Below are 16,457 nucleotides of genomic sequence, written 5' to 3' on the forward strand. Positions count from 1 at the left end.
CCGGGGAGTCGTCAAGCGGTCGTAGCGCGCGCCAGTGCCGCAGACACAAGATCGTGTGGCAGTGACGTATAGTTCTGCGTTGCCGTCCAGATCAGCCCGGTTTCGATCTCGCGCCCGGGATAGAGCTGGGCCAGCGCCGCCGCATAGGCGCCCATCTGGCGCAGCAGCCCCTCGGGGGTGTCCGCTGCGGTGGTCGGCACGGTGCAGTTGGATTTGAAATCCACCGCGATCACCTTCTCCGGCGTGACGATCAGCCGGTCGATGATGCCGTGAATGCGCCCGACCGGCGCGATCTCGGCGGTGAGCGGCACCTCGGCGAGGCTGTCGGGGGCAAAGAACGGCGTCAGCGTGTCTGCGGCCAGCACCGCCAGCGCTTCGGTCACGAGGGTTTCGGTGTCCTCGGGCAGCTCCTCGGCGATGGCCAGCACATGCGGCACGGCGGCAGGCCGGGCATCGGGGGGCAGGGCAGAGAGGTGTTCCAGCAGCAGGTGCAGCACGGTGCCGCGCAGCATGGCGGCCTCGACATCCTCGCCATCTTCGCCGGCCAGCGCCTTGGCGCCGCCAAGCGCCGAGGGCGAGACGGATTCCAGCGGAGCGTCCGGCAGCGGCGCGGGCTGGCGGAACAGCTCCGGCAGGGCCGTCTCTTGCCGCAGGATCTCCGGTGCGGGCTCATGCGGCAGCGCGCTCCAGTCGGCCTGTCCCAGCCGCAGCCCCTCATCCCTGCCCCAGGCGCCGAAATCGAACGTGGCCGGCTCCGCTCCGGAGCGCTCCATGCCCTGCCGCACCTGATCGTACCAGGCATTGCCCTGCGCCCCCAGCCTGCCGGCGGCGGCGACCACCAGCCATTTCTCCGCCCGGGTCAGCGCCACGTAAAGCAGCCGGTCGCGTTCGCGCTGATTGGCGTCTTTCGCCCGCTCCAGCGCCTCGGCCTGCACCCGTGGCTGCGCCTCGGCGCTGGCCTTCCAGACGGTGCCGGTATCGCCGTCGAGCAGGCTGTCGCGGATCTGAGCATTGGGCTCGGCGCAGTCCGGCAGGATGACGATGGGCGCCTCGAGCCCCTTGGCGCCATGCACTGTCATCACCCTGATCCGTGCCCCGGCGCTGTCCGGCGCGCGCTTGATCTCCAGATCGTCGGTCTGCATCCATTCCAGGAACCCGGTGAGCGAGGGCACCTCGGTCTGCTCATAGGCCAGCGCCTGCCCGAGCAGCGCATTGATGCCGTCCTCTGCCTCTTCGCCCAGCCGTCCGAGCAGCTTCTGCCGGCCCTCGTGCCGGGTCAGGATGCGCTCGATCAGATCGAAGGGGCGCAGGAAGTCCGCCTTGCTCCGCAGATCGTCGAGCACCGCCATCACCTGAGGGTATGCGTCTCTGTTTCCGCGCAATGCGGCCCAGAGATAGCCCTCGCGCGGCTGCGCCAGAGTGAACAGATCCTGCTCGCCCAGGCCGAAGAGCGGCGAGCGCAGCGCGGTGGCAAGCGAGAGGTCGTCCTCGGGCGTGGCGAGAAAGCTGAGCAGCGCACCGATATCCTTCACCGCCAGCTCGGACATCACCTTGAGCCGGTCGGCGCCGGCGATGGGCAGGGCGCGCTGCTTGCAGGCGCGGATGATCTCGGTAAAGAGCGTGCCGCGCCCGCGCACGAGGATCAGGAAATCGCCGGCATGGGCGGGGCGGGTGCGGTACTGGCCGCTGAAGCCGATCTCTTCGGGCAGCGGTGTGCCAAGGGTCTTTTCGATGAACCCCGCGACGCGGTTGGCGAGGATCACCGCGTGATGGCGCTCGCCCACGCGGTCGACCGGCTCGAACCATTCGGTCTCGTCTTCCTCCTCCTTGCCGGGCTCAACATGCGGCCAGAGATCCACCCGCCCGGGCATCTCGGATTTGAAGGCGCGGTGTTTCTGGTCCTGCGAAAACCCCGCCGCCTCGCGCCCGTCAAAGGTGTTGTCGACCAGCCGCAGGATCGGCTCGGCCGAGCGAAAGCTGTATTCCAGCATCATCCGGCTCAGCGGCGCGTCGGTGCGTTTCAGCCGCTCGGCGAACTCGTCGCACATGCGGTCGAATTCGCGCGGATCGGCGCCCTGAAAGCTGTAGATCGACTGTTTCTTGTCGCCCACCACAAAGATCGTGCGCCGCACATCGGCGCGCGCGCCCTCGCCGCTGGTGAACTCATGCGCCAGCCGCTCGATCACCTGCCATTGCACCGGGCTGGTGTCCTGCGCCTCGTCCACCAGAATGTGGTCGATGCCGCCATCGAGCCGATAGAGTACCCATTCCGCCACCCGGTCATCGGATAGCAGATCGCGCGCGCGGGTCACCAGATCGTCGAAATCGAGCCAGCCGCGCCGCTGCTTTTCGGCCTCATAGGCGGGCAGAAACGCCTGCGCGAAGCGGTGAAGCGCCAGCTCGCGCTCGGCGGCGGCCAGCGCCAGCCGGGTCTCGCGGGCGGATTCCACCCGGCGCATGAGGTCGTCGAGCGCGCCCATATGCGGCGCCAGCGCGCCGTTTTGCAGCCCCTTGGTGGGGAATTTTCCGAGCTTGGCGGTGAACGGCTCCTTGGCGCCCTTGCCGGTCAGCAGCACCGCCTCGAGGATCTCCAGCGCGTCGAGACCGGGCGCGGTGATACGCGCCAACTGCGCGGCGGCTTTCTGGTCGTTGGCGCCCGATCCGGAGAGCGCCGGCACCATCGCCTCCAGCAGCGCCATTTCGCCGCCGAGGAACACCCGCGCCAGCAGCGCCTCGCGGCTGTCGTCGGGGGCAAGATCGTAGAGCGCAAACAGCGCCTCGCGCGAGCGGGCGGGCAGGAATGCGTCTCTGTTCCCGCAGATTTCGGCCAGAAGCTTTTCCGGCTCGTCGCTTAGCCAGCCCGCGAGATCGGCGACCAGATGGCCGTGGGCGCCCTCGGACAGCCGATCGAGCACATCGGCGCGCAGGATCTGCGCGGCGCGGTCCTCCATCTCGTGGAACTGCGGCGAGACGCCGGCCTCTAGCGGAAAGCGCCGCAGCAGCGAGGCACAGAAGGAGTGAATGGTCTGGATGCGCAGCCCGCCCGGCGTCTCGATGGCGCGGGCAAAGAGCGTGCGGGCGCCGGCCAGCCGGTCGGGCGGCAGCGGGCCGTCGAGCCCGAGCTGGCGCAGCTCGTCGCGCAGCGCCTCGTCCTCCAGCATCGCCCAGGCGCCGAGCCGGCGAAACAGCCGGTTCTGCATCTCGGTCGCGGCGGCCTTGGTGTAGGTCAGGCACAGGATGTGTTCCGGCAGCACCCCGTCGAGCAGCAGCCGCGCCACCCGGTCGGTCAGCACCCGGGTCTTGCCCGAGCCGGCATTGGCCGAGAGCCAGGTCGAACAGTCGGGGCGCGCGGCGCGCACCTGCGCTTCGGTGGCCTCGTCACGCTTCATTCCAGCACCTCGCGCTGCGCCTCGTCGATCACGTCCCATTCGCCGAAGCGGGCGAGGTGATCGTATTCGGACACATCCTTTTCCTTGAGCAGCGCAGCGCGGGCAGTATAGCCGCGCTCCGGTTCCGCCCAGCGGGTCATGAGCGTCTCGAACTCGGCCCAAACCTGCGCGGCTGGCATTTCGTCGAGCGGCGCCGGCACCTCTTTGGGATTGGCCGCGACCGAGACGAACACCGCGCGTTCGGTGTGGCGCGGCTGAAGCTCGCGGAAGGCGCCGCGCTCGACCATGGCGGCTTCGAGCAGCAGCTGCTTGTCGAAATAGCGCTGCTCCTTGGGGCTGGGGGCGGCGCCGGTCTTGTAATCGTAAAGATGCGCACCGCCGCGCGCGTCGATGTCGATCCGGTCGGCCTTGCCGCGCAGGGTAAAACCGAGCTGCGGGATCTCGCCATGACCCATGATCTCGTAATGCGCGGGCGTGGCCACAGCCTGTCTCGCGCGCTCGGTCTCGGTGAACCAGAGCGCGATCTTGGCCAGCCGCGCGCGCCAAAGATGGCGGGTTGTCGGATAGGGCACGATCTGCGGATCGCCTATAATTGTGTCGGTCTTGCGCAGCAGTGCCTCGACACTGAGTTGCGCCGGATCAGAGACGCTTTCCTTGACGAACTCCTCCAGCACGCGGTGGATCAGCGTGCCACGCAGCAGCGCATCGGGGGCGCGTTGCAGCGGGTTGAGCGGCGCGAGCCGCAACACCCGCTTGGCATAGATGTGGAAGGGGTCGCGGATCAGATGCTTGATCTCGGTGACCGAAAGCGTGCGCGGCCGTGCCGCCAGTGGTGGGGCCGGCGAGGGGCGCGGCGCCGGGGCACAGGGCACGGGCTTTTCCAGCGCGCGGGCCAGCGCCAGCCAATGGCCGCCCCGCGCGCGCATGTCCTTCAGCGCCTGCGGCCCGTTCCGGTCGGGCAGCCCGTTCATCAGGTTCATCAGCCGGTTCAACCAGCGCGAGGGCACGGTTTCCGCATCGTCGGATTTCAGCGCGCGGGTCAGCCAGACCTGTGGCGCGGCCACCGCCTGCTGAAAGTCATGCGCGGCCAGCCCGATACGCCGCTCCGGCACCAAAAGGCCCGCGCGGTGCCGCATCCGCCGGTTCAGCCAGGGGTCGGCGCCGGGCAGCTCGGGCCAGCTGCCTTCGTTCAGACCGCCGAGGATCAGCAGATCGGCGCCCATCACCCGCGCCTCAAGCGTGCCCCAGATCAGGATGCGCGGATGCGGCGCGTCGCGGTCGCGCAGCTCGTGCCCCGAGAGCACCGCGCCAAAGAGGTCGGCATAGTCGCGCGCATCCAGATCGGTGCCAAAGCCTGCCTCGTCGCGCAGATCTTCGATCACCGCGCGGGTCTTGCGCCCGGCGGCCTCTTTCCAGAGCTCGGAATCCGTACCCTGCGGCCCGGCGGCGATGCTCTCGGCGCGGGACAGATGGTCTTCGATCCAGTTGGCAAGCGGGCGGGTGCCGTGCTGCGGGGGATGGCAGAAACAGGCGGCAACCCATTCCGCCCAGGCCTCCTGTTTCGCCGCCACGCCCCAGGCGCGCAGCTGCTCGGGCTGCGGATAGGGCCAGGATTTGCGGCGGATATGCAGCTCCAGCTCGCGGGTGGCGCGGAGGTGCTCGCCGCGCGCGTGGCCGCTATGGGTGAGCGGATGCTTGAGCAGGGTGAGCAGCGCCTCGGCGGTCAGATCCTGCTGGAACAGGGTCGAAACATGGCGCAGAAACCGGCCCGGCGGGGTCAGTTGCAGCGGCGTGCCGGCGCTGTCGTCGGGCAGGATGCCCCAGCGGTCGAGCGCCGCCGTCACCTGCCGGGTCAGCATCCGGTCGGGGGTGATCAGCGCGGCGGTCACGCCGTCCTCGGCGGCCTGACGCAGGCGCAGGGCGATGGCGGTGGCCTCGTCGCGCTGGGTGGGTGCTTCGACCAGCGTCAGCTCGGTGGTGGCCTCGGTCAGATCGGGCAGGCCCGGCCCCTCGTCACGCCATTGATCGGTGACCGGCGCGGGCCGCAGCGCCAGCGAAATCAGTCGGTTGCGCCCGGGGCTGGGCGCTGCCTGTTCGGTCCAGTGGGCAATGTCGCGCGGGCGCAGCTCCAGCTCGCGCATCAGCCGGGCAAAGCGGAACTGCGGGTGATCCTCGCCCGAGAGCGCATCGGTGAGCCCGTCCCAGACCGTTTCCGGCGTGTCGAAATCGAAGCCGGGCAGCACCAGCGCGCCCTGCGGCAGCCGTGCCACCGCCTGCATCAGCCGGTTGGTCATCCCGCGCGAGCCGGTGGAGCCGGCCAGGATCACCGGGTGCTGCGGCGGCTGCGCTTCCCAGTCTTTCAGTCTCTGTTCCAGCGCAAAACGGCGAAAGGCGACGGTGTCCGGCGCCTCGTCCCCGTCCTCGAAATAACGCTGCACGATGTTGAAAAAGCTGAGCGCCCGCTGCCAGTGGCCGGATTCGTCGCTGACATCCAGCGCCGCGATATCGTCGGGCGAAACGCCCTCGTCCTGCATCTCGTCCATCAGCGTGGCAAGGCTGTCGGCGAGGTCGAACAGGGTGCTGCGCGGTGCGAGATCGGGCTGCGCGTCGAGCAGTTTCGACACCAGCCCGGTCAGCTCCAGCCGCCGCCGCAGCGGCGAGACCGGCGCCGGCAGATGCGCCAGCGCGATCGGGTCGGCGACATTGCCCAAGAGCCGGATGCGCGGCAGCAGCGTGGCCGGCCCCTGGTCAAAGATCTGCCGGATGCGCCGCGCCATGCGGGTGGTGTTCACGATCAGTTCGGCCCGCGCCATGGCCTCGGGCGGCTGCCCTTCCATGCGGGCGCGCAGGCCCGCGACCAGCGCCGCCGGGAAATCGACACCGGGGGCGAGCGCGAAGACGCGGGGGGTGGCGGAGGGCTCAAACATCGGCGCCCAGCATCTCTTCGGCGAGCCGGATGCCCTCGGGATGGCCGACATCGCACCAGTGGCCGGGATAGGGCAGGCCGAAGAGCCGGCCCTCTTCGTGCATGACGTTCCAGAGGCGGTTCAGCGAAAACACGCGATCAGGGATATCGGCCAGCCCGCCGGTCTTGAGGATCTGCGCGCCGGGATAAACGAGATCGCCCTGGCGCAGCAGCCGGCCGGCGCCGTCCATGCTGAAATCGCCGGCGGTCTTGCGGCCCACGGCGCGGGCCATGGGCACGCAGAGCAGCAGCGCATCCATGCGCGCGGGATCCCAGGCCTCGGCCAGCAGGCGCAGGGGGTTGGGCCCGGACCAGACCGCATCGGTGTTGAGCGTAAAGAGCGGATCCTGCCCCAGCAGCGGCAGGGCGGCGCGCAGACCGCCGCCGGTGTCAAGAATCTCCGGCTCTTCACGCACAACGGCGATGTCACGCCCGGCGAGATGCGCTTCGAGCTGGTCGGCGCGGTAATGCGCGTTGACCACCCGCCGCAGCTTGCCATAGCCCTCGGCCAGATCCAGCGCGTGGTCGATGAGCGGCTTGCCCGCCACCTCGATCAGCGGTTTCGGACGGTCGGCGGTCAGCGCGCCCATGCGGGTGCCGAACCCGGCGGCAAAGAGCATCAGGGCGTCGGGCATGGGGATTTCAGCCTTTGCAGAATGTCCGGGGTCGGGGCAGGCAGCGCGTCGCGCAGCAGTGTTGCGATCTCGGCCAGCGCCGGGTGGCGCAGGTCGGTTTGCAGATGCCCCCAGACCCGGGGGATGAGGTCGATGTAATGCGATTTGCCGCGCGTCGCCGCGAGCCGGGCGAAGACGCCGAGGATACGCAGGTTGCGCTGCGCGCCCAGCACCGCCAGCGCGGCGCGGAAGGGCTGCTCGGGAAGGCCGGTTGCGGTGAGATAGTGACGAATTGCCGCCTCGGCGGTGGCGGGTGCCACATCGCGGCGGGCGTCTTCGATCAGGGAGACGAGATCGTAGGCGCGATGGCCTTGCAGCGCGTCCTGGAAATCCAGCAGACCGGCGCGGGCGGCGCCCTCGCGGTCGGGCAGCCAGAGGATATTCTCGGCGTGGTAATCGCGCAGGATCATCACATCGGTCTCGGGCGCGTGGGTGGCCAGCGCGGTCTCGAACGCGGCGGCGCAGGCCTCCTTTGTGCCGGACGGGGCCGGCTGGCCGGCGCCTTCCGCATAACAGTCAAAGGCAAGGTCAGTCATCGCGGCAAGGCGCGCGGGATCGGCGCGCGGCAAATCGGGCGGCGCGGGGTGCCGGTGCAGGGCGATCAACGCGTCGGTTGCGGCGAGATAGAGCCGCTTTTCGGTCTCCGGATCGGTTGCGAGCCGGGCAATCAGCCCGTCGCCCAGATCCTCGATCAGCAGCAGGCCCGGCGCTTCGGCGAGGATGCGCGGCGCTCTGAGGCCGAGCGACAGCAGATGCCGCGCGAGCCGGGCAAAGAGCGCGGTGTCGCCCTCGGGGTCTTCCATGAGGATCGCCGTTTCGCCACCGCGCGTCAGGCGGCTGTAACGCCGCGCCGAGGCGTCGCCCGCCAGCGGTTTAGCCACGGCCTCTGCCCAGCCGGCCTTTGTGAGAAAGGCGGTGCTCATGCGGTCAACCCCGTGAGCACCGCGTCCCAGCGCGGATCGGTCCAGTCGAGCGCAAGCTGCCTGACATCCTCACCCTCGCCCATGGCGAAGCCCAGCGACAGCGCGCCCTGCGGGGCGAGATCCTCCAGCCGGTCGGGCCATTCGATCAGGCAGATCGCGGTCTCGAACGCGTCGGTGAGACCGAGCTCGGCGCATTGGTCGGGATCGGAGAGCCGGTAGAGATCCGCATGCCAGAGCTCACCGGCGCGTGTCTCATAGACCTGCACCAGCGTGAAGGTGGGCGAGGGCACATCCTCGGGCGCGTCCTGAAGCGCCTGGATCAGGCAGCGGGCGAAATGGGTCTTGCCGGCGCCGATACCGCCGGAGAGCAACAGCACGTCGCCCGGTCGCAGCCTCTCTGCAAGCCGGGTGGCGAGGGAGCAGGTCGCTTCGGGTGAGGCGAGGGTGAGCGCGACGCGGGGCAAAGTCATGGCGCGAAAATACCCTGCGCGCGCGGCGGCGCAAGCGGGATCAGGCGTCGGCGCCCTGCACCTCGGCGGGGATTTTCGCCGGGCAGAGGCAGGGGCTGAACCGGATCAGCGTCGCCCCGCCGCTGAGCGGCTCGGCCCGGCAGAGCAGGCGCTGGCCGTCGAGCGTTTGCAGCTCGGCATCCCAGCCGGCGCGGTCGCCCAGGGTCAGGGTGAAATCGCGCAGCTCGCCCCAGATCGGGCTGGGCCGGCAGTTCGCCTGCCAGTCGCGGGTCGCCTCTGCAATGCCGATTTCTGCGATGCTGCTGTCGGGATCGCTGCCCCAGAGCTGGCGATAGGGATCGTTGCAGAAGGACAGGACACCCAACTGCGAGAACACCGCCACCGCGTCGTCGAGACAGTCGAGCACCGCTTGTGTGACCTCGATCTCCTGCCGGAAGCGGCGAGTGAGCGAGATCTCTGCGCTGATATCCTCGAACAGGAAGGCAACGCCGCCATCGGGATGCGGGCGCCCGGTGATCTTGTAGGTGAGCCCCGACGGCAGGTTCCAGGTCTCGACATAGAGATCGCTACTGGCGGCGGCGATGACCTCGCTCAGCTTGTCGCGCCAGCTGCGGTAGTTCTTGGGCTCGGGCATCATCCGTTTTTCGCGCAGCATGTCGAAAAAGCTGAGCAGGTTGGGACGGCCGGAGAGGAATTCGGCCGGCAGTTTTGTAAGGTCGAGGAGCGCCGGGTTGAACAGCACTAGCCGCAGATCCTTGTCGAAGACGGCAAGGGCGATAGGCAGATGCGCGAAAATGCGGGTGAGGGTTTGCAGGAAGTTGCGTTGCGTTGCCTCGGCATGGATCACCGCGTCGATATTCTGCGCGAAGTTCAGCCGCCCCTCGGGGACGCGATAGGATCGCACTTCGTACCAGGATTGAGTGCCGTCTTCGCGCGCGCCGGAGCTGACGCGGCTCACATGGATATCTTCGCGGTCGTCGGGCAGGATATCGAAAGGCGGTGTCGTGCGATCCGCCAGCCCGGCGCCGGTGCACAGATCGTCGAAACTGGTATTGCCCCAAACCACGCGCCGCGTGGAATCCGTCTGCCAGACCGGTGTGGGCGTGCGGGCCATAACATGGCGCAGCTGCGACAGCTCACGCAGATCGGCGCGCAGGCGCAGGCATTCGCCAATGCCTGCCGGCGGGCCGGTGAAGGTCAGGCGTAGCCTGTTGCCATCGGGAGCGAGGGTCATCAGCGTTTCCGGGTCGCCGATGGCCGGCAGTACCGCCGCCTCGGTCGGCTGGACCTCGGGAAGCGGCCCGAAGAACGGGCGCAGCGCGGTGGCGATTTCGGACCAAGTGAGCTGTTCCGCCGGGCCACATTCGAGCAGGTGCCGTGCCTGCAAGGTCGCATCGGTCAGCATGCCGTCCGAAACGAGTATCTCCGTACGTTCCATATGGGGGGTGTCTGAAGGCTTGACTTGTGACGCGGCGTTCGGCATCCGTCCGATCAGCATACCGCCGATGAAAGCCGCCCCTCCGGCGCCAATCCCGGCTGCCAGTGCAATCAAAAAATCCACAAAATAACCCGTTCCGTTTTCGTCTCCCCGTCCGCCATGTTTGAACAAAGAAAGTTAATTTCTTGTTAATAGCTTTCCCCGGGCGAACTCAGATCTCGATGGGACGGTTTTCGCCGAGCGGCGTGCCGGGCGCATGGCGCGGCGCGATCACCTTGCCGTTGGGCCAGACGACTTCGACAATAGCGCCCCGGCGCGCGCCCTTTTCCGAGCCGACGAACGGATCGGCCCCGTTGGCAAAGCTCAGCTCGGCGCCGCTGCGCTCCAGAAGGGTCTTGGCGATGAACAGCCCCAGCCCCATGCCCTCGTATTCCGGGCGTGTCCGGCGGTCGCTCTCGCTGCGCCGCCGCCGCATCAGCGGATCGCCGAGCCGTCCGATCAGATGCGGCGGAAAGCCCTGGCCGTCGTCGATGATGCGCACGGTAACGCTGCCGGCATCCCAGATCGCCTCGACCCAGACCTGACTGCGGGCGAAATCCACCGCGTTCTGGATCAGGTTGCGCAGCCCGTGGATGATCTCGGGCCGGCGCAGGATCTGCGGCGGCAGCGGCGTGCCCTCGGGGCCCGGCCCGGCCTCCACATGGATCTCCTTGCCACGGTTCTCATGCGGTTCGGCGGCCTCGCGGATGACCTCGGTCAGCGGCGCCTGGCGCAGATGCAGATCGTCCTTTCCGGCACGGCCCATGCCCCGCAGGATATCGCGGCAACGGTCGGCCTGGTCGCGGATCAACCGCGCATCCTCCTGAAGCTCCGGGCGGTCGTCGAGATCCTCGATGAGCTCGGCGGAGGTGAGCTTGATCGTCGCCAGCGGCGTACCCAGCTCATGCGCCGCCGCTGCCACCACGCCGCCGAGATCGTTGAGCTTTTGCGCCCGCGACAGTGCCATCTGCGTCGCGGTGAGCGCGTCGGACATGGCGTTCATCTCGCGGGTGATGCGGCGCGCATAGACCGAGATGAACACCAGCGCGATGGTGATCGCCGTCCACTGGCCAAAGACGAAGACCTGCGGCAGTTGCAGGGTGATGCCGTCGAGCGTGCGCAGCGGCAGGTGAAAGAACACCATGACCGTGATCAGCACAAAGGCGGTTATGTTCAGAAGGATGGTCGAGCGCAGCGACAGCGCCGCCGCCGAAACGGTGACCGGCCCCAGAACCAGCAGCGTGAACGGGTTGTTCAGCCCGCCGGTGAGAAAAAGCAAAAAGCAGAGCTGCAACAGGTCGAACATGACCATGAGCAGGTTTTCGTTCTCGGTCAGGCGCTTGTTCTCGGGGAAGATGAACATCGCCACGAGGTTGCCGATGATCGACACGCCCACGGCGAGATAGCACAGCCCGAGCTCCAGCCGCAGATCATAGAGCTGCTGCGCCACCGAGATCGCGATGATCTGGCCGCCGATGGCGACCCAGCGCAGCAGGATCATGGTGCGCAGGCGGATGAAGTTGCTACGCTGGTCCTCGTCCAGCAATCCCAGGTCGGTCTGGCTCATCTGCGCGCTTTCGTCACTTGATCCTGCCGGCCCAATTGTTAGGTCTCCGACACCGCTTTCGCAATCTGCTCCGGGAAAAACTCCGCATGCGCTGGACCTTCGCCGCCGTCTCCGCCCTCGCACTTGCCGCCCTTCTCGGAGGCATCTGGTTCTACACACGCCCCGGCGACCAGGCGAGCGATCCCTTTGCGCCCTGCCGCACGGCGGCGATCGCCGGCGGCTCCGATCAGATCGGCGGCCCGTTCGAGCTGGTCAATTCCGCCGGCGAGACGGTGACCGACAAGGATGTGATCACCGAGCCGACGCTGCTCTATTTCGGCTATACCTTCTGCCCGGATGTCTGCCCGCTCGATACCGTGCGCAACGCCGATGCCGTCGATATTCTCGACGCCCAGGGCAAGAGCGTGACGCCGGTCTTCATCTCCATCGACCCGGAGCGCGACACGCCCGAGGCGGTTGGTGATTTCGCCCATAATATCCACGAGCGCATGATCGGCCTGACCGGCTCGCCCGAGCAGATCAAGGCGGCGAGCCAAGCCTACCGGACCTATTACAAAAAGCAGCCTTCGGATGACGAATTCTATCTCGTCGATCACTCGACCTTTACCTATCTGGTGCTGCCCGAATACGGTTTTGTCGAGTATTTCCGCCGCGAGCTGCCGCCCGAAGACCTTGCCGAACGCGCGGCATGTTTCATCGACCGCATGTAATCGTATGTGCATTTGACCCCCCGGGCGCCGCAGGATATTACCGAAAACCAAGCGTCGAACAGCAGTTGGGGGGACAGTCGTGTCGGAACGGATGATCGAAGATCTGGGAGACGACCGCTCGCTGCTTCTTGTCGACGATGACGAGCCGTTTCTGCGGCGGCTCGCCAAGGCCATGGAAAAGCGCGGTTTCGAAGTCGAGACCGCCGGCTCGGTGGCCGGGGGTAGCGCCATCGCCACGGCGCGGCCGCCAGCCTATGCGGTGGTCGATCTGCGGCTCGAGGATGGCAACGGGCTCGACGTGGTCGAGGTGCTGCGCGAGCGGCGACCCGACTCCCGCATCGTCGTGCTGACCGGCTATGGCGCCATCGCCACGGCGGTGGCCGCGGTCAAGATCGGCGCCACCGATTACCTGTCGAAACCCGCCGATGCCACCGACATCACCAACGCGCTGCTGTCGCGCGGCGACGAGCTTCCGCCGCCGCCCGAGAACCCGATGAGCGCCGACCGTGTACGCTGGGAACATATTCAGCGGGTCTATGAGCTCTGCGACCGCAACGTGTCGGAGACGGCGCGGCGGCTGAACATGCACCGGCGTACGCTGCAACGGATCCTGGCAAAGCGCTCGCCGCGCTGACCGGCTGTTCCCCCAGCAATCACGGACCTCAGCCCTTCGCCGCGAGGATCTCTTCGACCAGTGTTTCCGCCCCGAGGCTGGCGCGGAAATGCGCCTCCACATGCGCGCGCCCGGCCTCACTCAGCCGCTGTGCGTTCTCTGGATGTTGCGCCAGATCGCGGATCGCCCGCGCCAGCGCCGTGGGATCCTTGGGCGGCACCAGCTTGCCGTTCGCCCCGTCGTCGATCAGCTCGCGCACGCCGCCGGCATCGGTGCCGATGGTGGGCACCCCGCAGGACATCGCCTCCATATAGGCCACGCCCAGCGGCTCGTGCCACGAGGCCAGCACGAAGACATGGCTCTCGATCAGCTTCTGTTTCACCGCGCCGGCGTCGATGGCGCCGAGCAGTTTCACATGGTCCTGAAGCCGCAGCTTGCGCAGATGCGCCTCGAGCTCCTTGCGGAAGCCCTCGCCGCCGGCATCGTCCTCGCCGGCAATCTCCAACCGCACATCGACCCCCTGGTCGAGCAGCTGGCGCACCGCCGACATCAGATCCTGATGGCCCTTCACCACGTTCAATCGCCCGCAGGAAAAAAGCCGGATCGGCCGGCCTTTCTCTGGCGGAACATAGGGCGTGTCGCGGCAGAGCACTCTGGTATCCACGCCCATCGGGCGGATCGCGACACGCTCGGGCAGGGCGTCGGGCATCTCCTCCTGCATCTCCTGCATGAGCTTTTGGGTGATGATCGTCGCAAAGGCGGCGTTGCGCCATTTGAAGCGCTGGCCGGGGCCGTAATCGGAAAGCGGCCCGTGCAGCGTCAGCGAATAGCTCGGGCCACCCATCTTCTGCGCCAGCGCCGCGATCAGCGCCGCGCGACCGCAGGAATGCACATGCACATGGTCCAGCTCATGCCCTGCGGCATAGGCGACAAGCGCCTGCGCCGCAGAGAGCGTCACCGCCACGTCCTTGCCAAAACCCACGCCTTCGCGGGCGATCCAGCCCGCCAGCCCCTTTGGCAAAAGCGCCACCAGCGCGCGCAGCGCCGAGACCGGTTCGATTCGGCCCAGATAGGTGGTGCGGGCAATCGCATCCTGCGACCAGTCATGCGAAATGAGGCGCGAGGGTGGCATCCGCGTCGAGAGCAGATGCACCTCGTGGCCCATCTCCTCCAGCACCTTTACCTCGCGCCAGAAGAAGATATGGGTCTGTCCCGGAAATTGGGGCACTAGATACCCGATCCGCAATCGCTGCGACACGCGTTCCTCGCTTCGGCTCTTCGGACAGTTCGCCCGTTATTTATGACAACTTCTATGCGATTTCTTTTTTTGGCCACAGTTTGATGGCAGGGCCATCGCATTCACAGTCGGGAAAACACTCATGTGTGGCGGGTTTGGTACGGATCATGACGGGTAAGCGCAACTTTGCCAATGTGCCTGCCGTTTCGGTGATCCTTCCGGCAAGCAACGAGGCGGCGCTGATCGGCGGTTGCCTGCGCGCGCTCTGTGCCTCGCACTGGTCCGATGCGGGCCCGCTGGAGGTGATCGTGATCGCCAATGGCTGCCGCGACGACACCGCCGAGCGTGCCCGCGCCGAGGCGCCCGCGTTTGCCGCGCGCGGCTGGGAGCTGCGGGTGATCGAGCGGGCCGAAGGCGGCAAGCTCGGCGCGCTGAATGCCGGCGACGAGGCAGCCCGCGCCTCTGTGCGCGTCTATCTCGACGCCGACGTGACGGTGAGCCCCGAACTGATGGCCCAGATCCACGCCGCGCTTTCCAAGGAGACGCCGGGCTATGCCAGCGGCAGGGTTCGGATCACCGCCAAGAGCTGGGTCTCTCGCGCCTATGCGCGGATCTGGCGCCGGGTGCCCTTCATGGCGCGGGGCGTGCCGGGCTGCGGCGTGTTCGCGGTGAATGCGGCGGGCCGCGCCCGCTGGGGCGCCTTTCCCGATATCATCTCGGACGACACCTTCGTCCGACTCAGCTTCGCGCCCGAAGAGCGCACCGGCGTGCCCGCGCCCTACGACTGGCCGATTGCCGAAGGCTTCGGCAATCTGGTCAAGGTCCGGCGGCGGCAGGATGCTGGCGTGACCGAAATCGCGGCACGCTATCCCGATCTTCTGGCAAATGACGACAAAACGCCCTTTCCGGCGAGCCGGAAAATGGCCATGGCCTTGCGCGACCCGCTGGGATTCGCGGTCTATTCCGGTGTCGCGCTGGCGGTTCGCCTGCGCCCCGCTGCACAGGACTGGAGCCGTGGACGATGAGCATGGCCTTCATCGAGCGTTTTCACGGCAGCTCGCTCACTGCCCGCGCGGTGCGCTCGTCGCTGCTCACCGTCGGAGGCTTCGGCACTGGCCAGTTTCTGCGGCTGGCCTCGAACCTGATCCTCACCCGGCTGCTCTTTCCCGAGGCCTTCGGCCTGATGGCGCTGGTCTCGGTCTTCATGATGGGGCTCCAGCAATTCTCCGATATCGGCGTGACCCCGGCGATCATGCAGAGCAAGCGCGGCGACGAGCGCGATTTCCTCGATACCGCCTGGACGATCCAGGTGCTGCGTGGCGGTGGGCTCTGGTTGGCCGCCTGCGGGTTGGCCTGGCCAATGGCCTGGTTCTACGACGAACCGCAGCTCTTGCAGATCCTGCCAGTGGCGAGCCTCAGCCTGCTGATCCTCGCCTTCCGGCCGACGCGCATGGACACCGCCAACCGGCACCTTTTGCTGGGCCGGGTCACGTTGCTGGAATTCGTCACCCAGCTTGTCGGCGTGCTGAGCGCGATCCTGCTGGCCTGGCTCACCGGATCGGTCTGGGCGCTGGTGCTGAGCGGGCTCATCAGCTGCGCCACCGAGGTGGTGATCAACTCGCTTTTCCTGCCGGGCGCGCGCAACCGCTTCCGCTGGGACAAATCCGCCGCCCATGAGCTGGTGAATTTCGGCAAGTGGATCTTTCTCTCCACCGTCTGCGGCTTCTTCTTCAGCCAGAGCGACAAGATCCTGATCGGCAAATACCTGACGCTCGATCATTTCGGCATCTACAATATCGGCTATTTCCTCGCCTCCTTCCCGATGCTGCTGGGCAGCATGGTGACGCGCAAAGTGCTGATCCCGATCTATCGCGAGACGCCGCCCACCGAGAGCCGCCAGAATTTCCTCCGCCTGCGCAAGATGCGCTTTATCGTCACCGGCCTGCTGATCTGCATGGTCGGGGTCTTTGCGGTGATCGGCGCATGGCTGGTCGGGCTGATGTACGACCCGCGCTATGCGGCCGCCGGCGCGGTGACCGTGATTGTCGCCTGCGTGCAGATGCCGCAGATCATCGTGCAGACCTACGATCAGGCCGCGCTGGCCGCCGGCGACAGCCGCACCTTTTTCGTGCTGGCGCTGGCGCGCGCGGCGCTGATGGTGGTCTGCATTCTGCTCGGTCTGGAAATCGCCGGTCTGCTGGGCGCGCTTCTTGGCATGGGCGCGGCCTTCCTGCTCGCCTATCCGGTGGTGGTCTGGCTGGCGCGGCGCATGGGCGCCTGGGATCCGCTGCACGATGCGATTTTCGCGCTGGCCGGAATCGCACTTGCCGCCATGGCGGTTGCCGTCAACTGGTCCGAGATTGTGGCTCTGGCGCGGCTGGGCGGATAAACGCCACCGGTTCCCATTCAGCGACAATTCCCCCTGTCTCAGA

12 protein-coding genes are annotated in these 16,457 nt (G+C 67.3%); 4 read left to right on the forward strand and 8 right to left on the reverse strand.

Translation table 11 applies throughout. The annotated features are described in order from the left end of the window. Positions 1–11: 11 nt before the first annotated feature. The 7 genes from addA to regB form a co-directional block, all read right to left on the reverse strand. Positions 12–3,389 (reverse strand): double-strand break repair helicase AddA, encoded by a 3,378-nt coding sequence (gene addA, locus I6N89_RS01780; RefSeq protein ID WP_207016512.1) that lies wholly within the window; start codon positions 3,387–3,389, stop codon positions 12–14. Beyond that, complete coding sequence (gene addB, locus I6N89_RS01785) at positions 3,386–6,316, reverse strand: double-strand break repair protein AddB (RefSeq protein WP_207016513.1); 2,931 nt, start codon at positions 6,314–6,316, stop codon at positions 3,386–3,388. The genes addA and addB overlap by 4 nt, the downstream gene beginning before the upstream one ends. Then, positions 6,309–6,989 carry a nucleotidyltransferase family protein gene (locus I6N89_RS01790; protein WP_207016514.1) on the reverse strand — a complete coding sequence of 227 codons (681 nt, stop codon included), beginning with the start codon at positions 6,987–6,989 and terminating at the stop codon, positions 6,309–6,311. The genes addB and I6N89_RS01790 overlap by 8 nt, the downstream gene beginning before the upstream one ends. After that, the gene (locus I6N89_RS01795) at positions 6,974–7,951 is read right to left on the reverse strand and encodes an aminoglycoside phosphotransferase family protein (RefSeq protein ID WP_207016515.1); all 978 of its coding nucleotides are present in this window, start codon (positions 7,949–7,951) and stop codon (positions 6,974–6,976) included. Before I6N89_RS01795 ends, I6N89_RS01790 begins: the two co-directional genes overlap by 16 nt. After that, a complete protein-coding gene (gene tsaE, locus I6N89_RS01800; RefSeq protein ID WP_207016516.1) occupies positions 7,948–8,421 on the reverse strand; it encodes a tRNA (adenosine(37)-N6)-threonylcarbamoyltransferase complex ATPase subunit type 1 TsaE in 474 nt (157 codons plus the stop codon). Before tsaE ends, I6N89_RS01795 begins: the two co-directional genes overlap by 4 nt. A gap of 40 nt (positions 8,422–8,461) precedes the next feature. Further along, complete coding sequence (locus I6N89_RS01805; protein ID WP_236016369.1) at positions 8,462–9,859, reverse strand: PAS-domain containing protein; 1,398 nt, start codon at positions 9,857–9,859, stop codon at positions 8,462–8,464. 211 nt (positions 9,860–10,070) lie between these two features. Then, positions 10,071–11,465 (reverse strand): sensor histidine kinase RegB, encoded by a 1,395-nt coding sequence (gene regB / locus I6N89_RS01810; RefSeq protein WP_207016517.1) that lies wholly within the window; start codon positions 11,463–11,465, stop codon positions 10,071–10,073. An 86-nt stretch (positions 11,466–11,551) separates the two neighbouring features. Between regB and I6N89_RS01815 the strand changes: the two genes are divergently transcribed. Next, positions 11,552–12,175, forward strand: a complete 624-nt coding sequence (locus tag I6N89_RS01815; RefSeq protein WP_207016518.1) for an SCO family protein — start codon at positions 11,552–11,554, stop codon at positions 12,173–12,175. Between the two features lie 91 nt (positions 12,176–12,266). After that, a complete protein-coding gene (locus tag I6N89_RS01820) occupies positions 12,267–12,809 on the forward strand; it encodes an ActR/PrrA/RegA family redox response regulator transcription factor (RefSeq protein WP_198039841.1) in 543 nt (180 codons plus the stop codon). A gap of 28 nt (positions 12,810–12,837) precedes the next feature. On the opposite strand, the gene epsE is transcribed toward I6N89_RS01820, so the two are convergent. Beyond that, complete coding sequence (gene epsE / locus I6N89_RS01825; protein WP_207016791.1) at positions 12,838–14,034, reverse strand: exopolysaccharide biosynthesis GT4 family glycosyltransferase EpsE; 1,197 nt, start codon at positions 14,032–14,034, stop codon at positions 12,838–12,840. 158 nt (positions 14,035–14,192) lie between these two features. Between epsE and I6N89_RS01830 the strand changes: the two genes are divergently transcribed. Then, positions 14,193–15,050, forward strand: a complete 858-nt coding sequence (locus I6N89_RS01830) for a glycosyltransferase (protein WP_207016519.1) — start codon at positions 14,193–14,195, stop codon at positions 15,048–15,050. Then, positions 15,047–16,414 (forward strand): oligosaccharide flippase family protein, encoded by a 1,368-nt coding sequence (locus I6N89_RS01835; protein WP_207016520.1) that lies wholly within the window; start codon positions 15,047–15,049, stop codon positions 16,412–16,414. The genes I6N89_RS01830 and I6N89_RS01835 overlap by 4 nt, the downstream gene beginning before the upstream one ends. The last annotated feature ends 43 nt before the right edge of the window (positions 16,415–16,457 follow it).

It is taken from the genome of Salipiger abyssi, from assembly GCF_017311415.1.
GTDB lineage: Bacteria > Pseudomonadota > Alphaproteobacteria > Rhodobacterales > Rhodobacteraceae > Salipiger > Salipiger abyssi_A.

Coding starts and splice junctions, on each gene's coding strand:
- addA (WP_207016512.1), bottom strand. CDS start 3,389: ATGAAGCGTGACGAGGCCACCGAAGCGCAGGTGCGCGCCGCGCGCCCC.
- addB (WP_207016513.1), bottom strand. CDS start 6,316: ATGTTTGAGCCCTCCGCCACCCCCCGCGTCTTCGCGCTCGCCCCCGGT.
- I6N89_RS01790 (WP_207016514.1), bottom strand. CDS start 6,989: ATGCCCGACGCCCTGATGCTCTTTGCCGCCGGGTTCGGCACCCGCATG.
- I6N89_RS01795 (WP_207016515.1), bottom strand. CDS start 7,951: ATGAGCACCGCCTTTCTCACAAAGGCCGGCTGGGCAGAGGCCGTGGCT.
- tsaE (WP_207016516.1), bottom strand. CDS start 8,421: ATGACTTTGCCCCGCGTCGCGCTCACCCTCGCCTCACCCGAAGCGACC.
- I6N89_RS01805 (WP_236016369.1), bottom strand. CDS start 9,859: ATGGAACGTACGGAGATACTCGTTTCGGACGGCATGCTGACCGATGCG.
- regB (WP_207016517.1), bottom strand. CDS start 11,465: ATGAGCCAGACCGACCTGGGATTGCTGGACGAGGACCAGCGTAGCAAC.
- I6N89_RS01815 (WP_207016518.1), top strand. CDS start 11,552: ATGCGCTGGACCTTCGCCGCCGTCTCCGCCCTCGCACTTGCCGCCCTT.
- I6N89_RS01820 (WP_198039841.1), top strand. CDS start 12,267: ATGATCGAAGATCTGGGAGACGACCGCTCGCTGCTTCTTGTCGACGAT.
- I6N89_RS01830 (WP_207016519.1), top strand. CDS start 14,193: ATGACGGGTAAGCGCAACTTTGCCAATGTGCCTGCCGTTTCGGTGATC.
- I6N89_RS01835 (WP_207016520.1), top strand. CDS start 15,047: ATGAGCATGGCCTTCATCGAGCGTTTTCACGGCAGCTCGCTCACTGCC.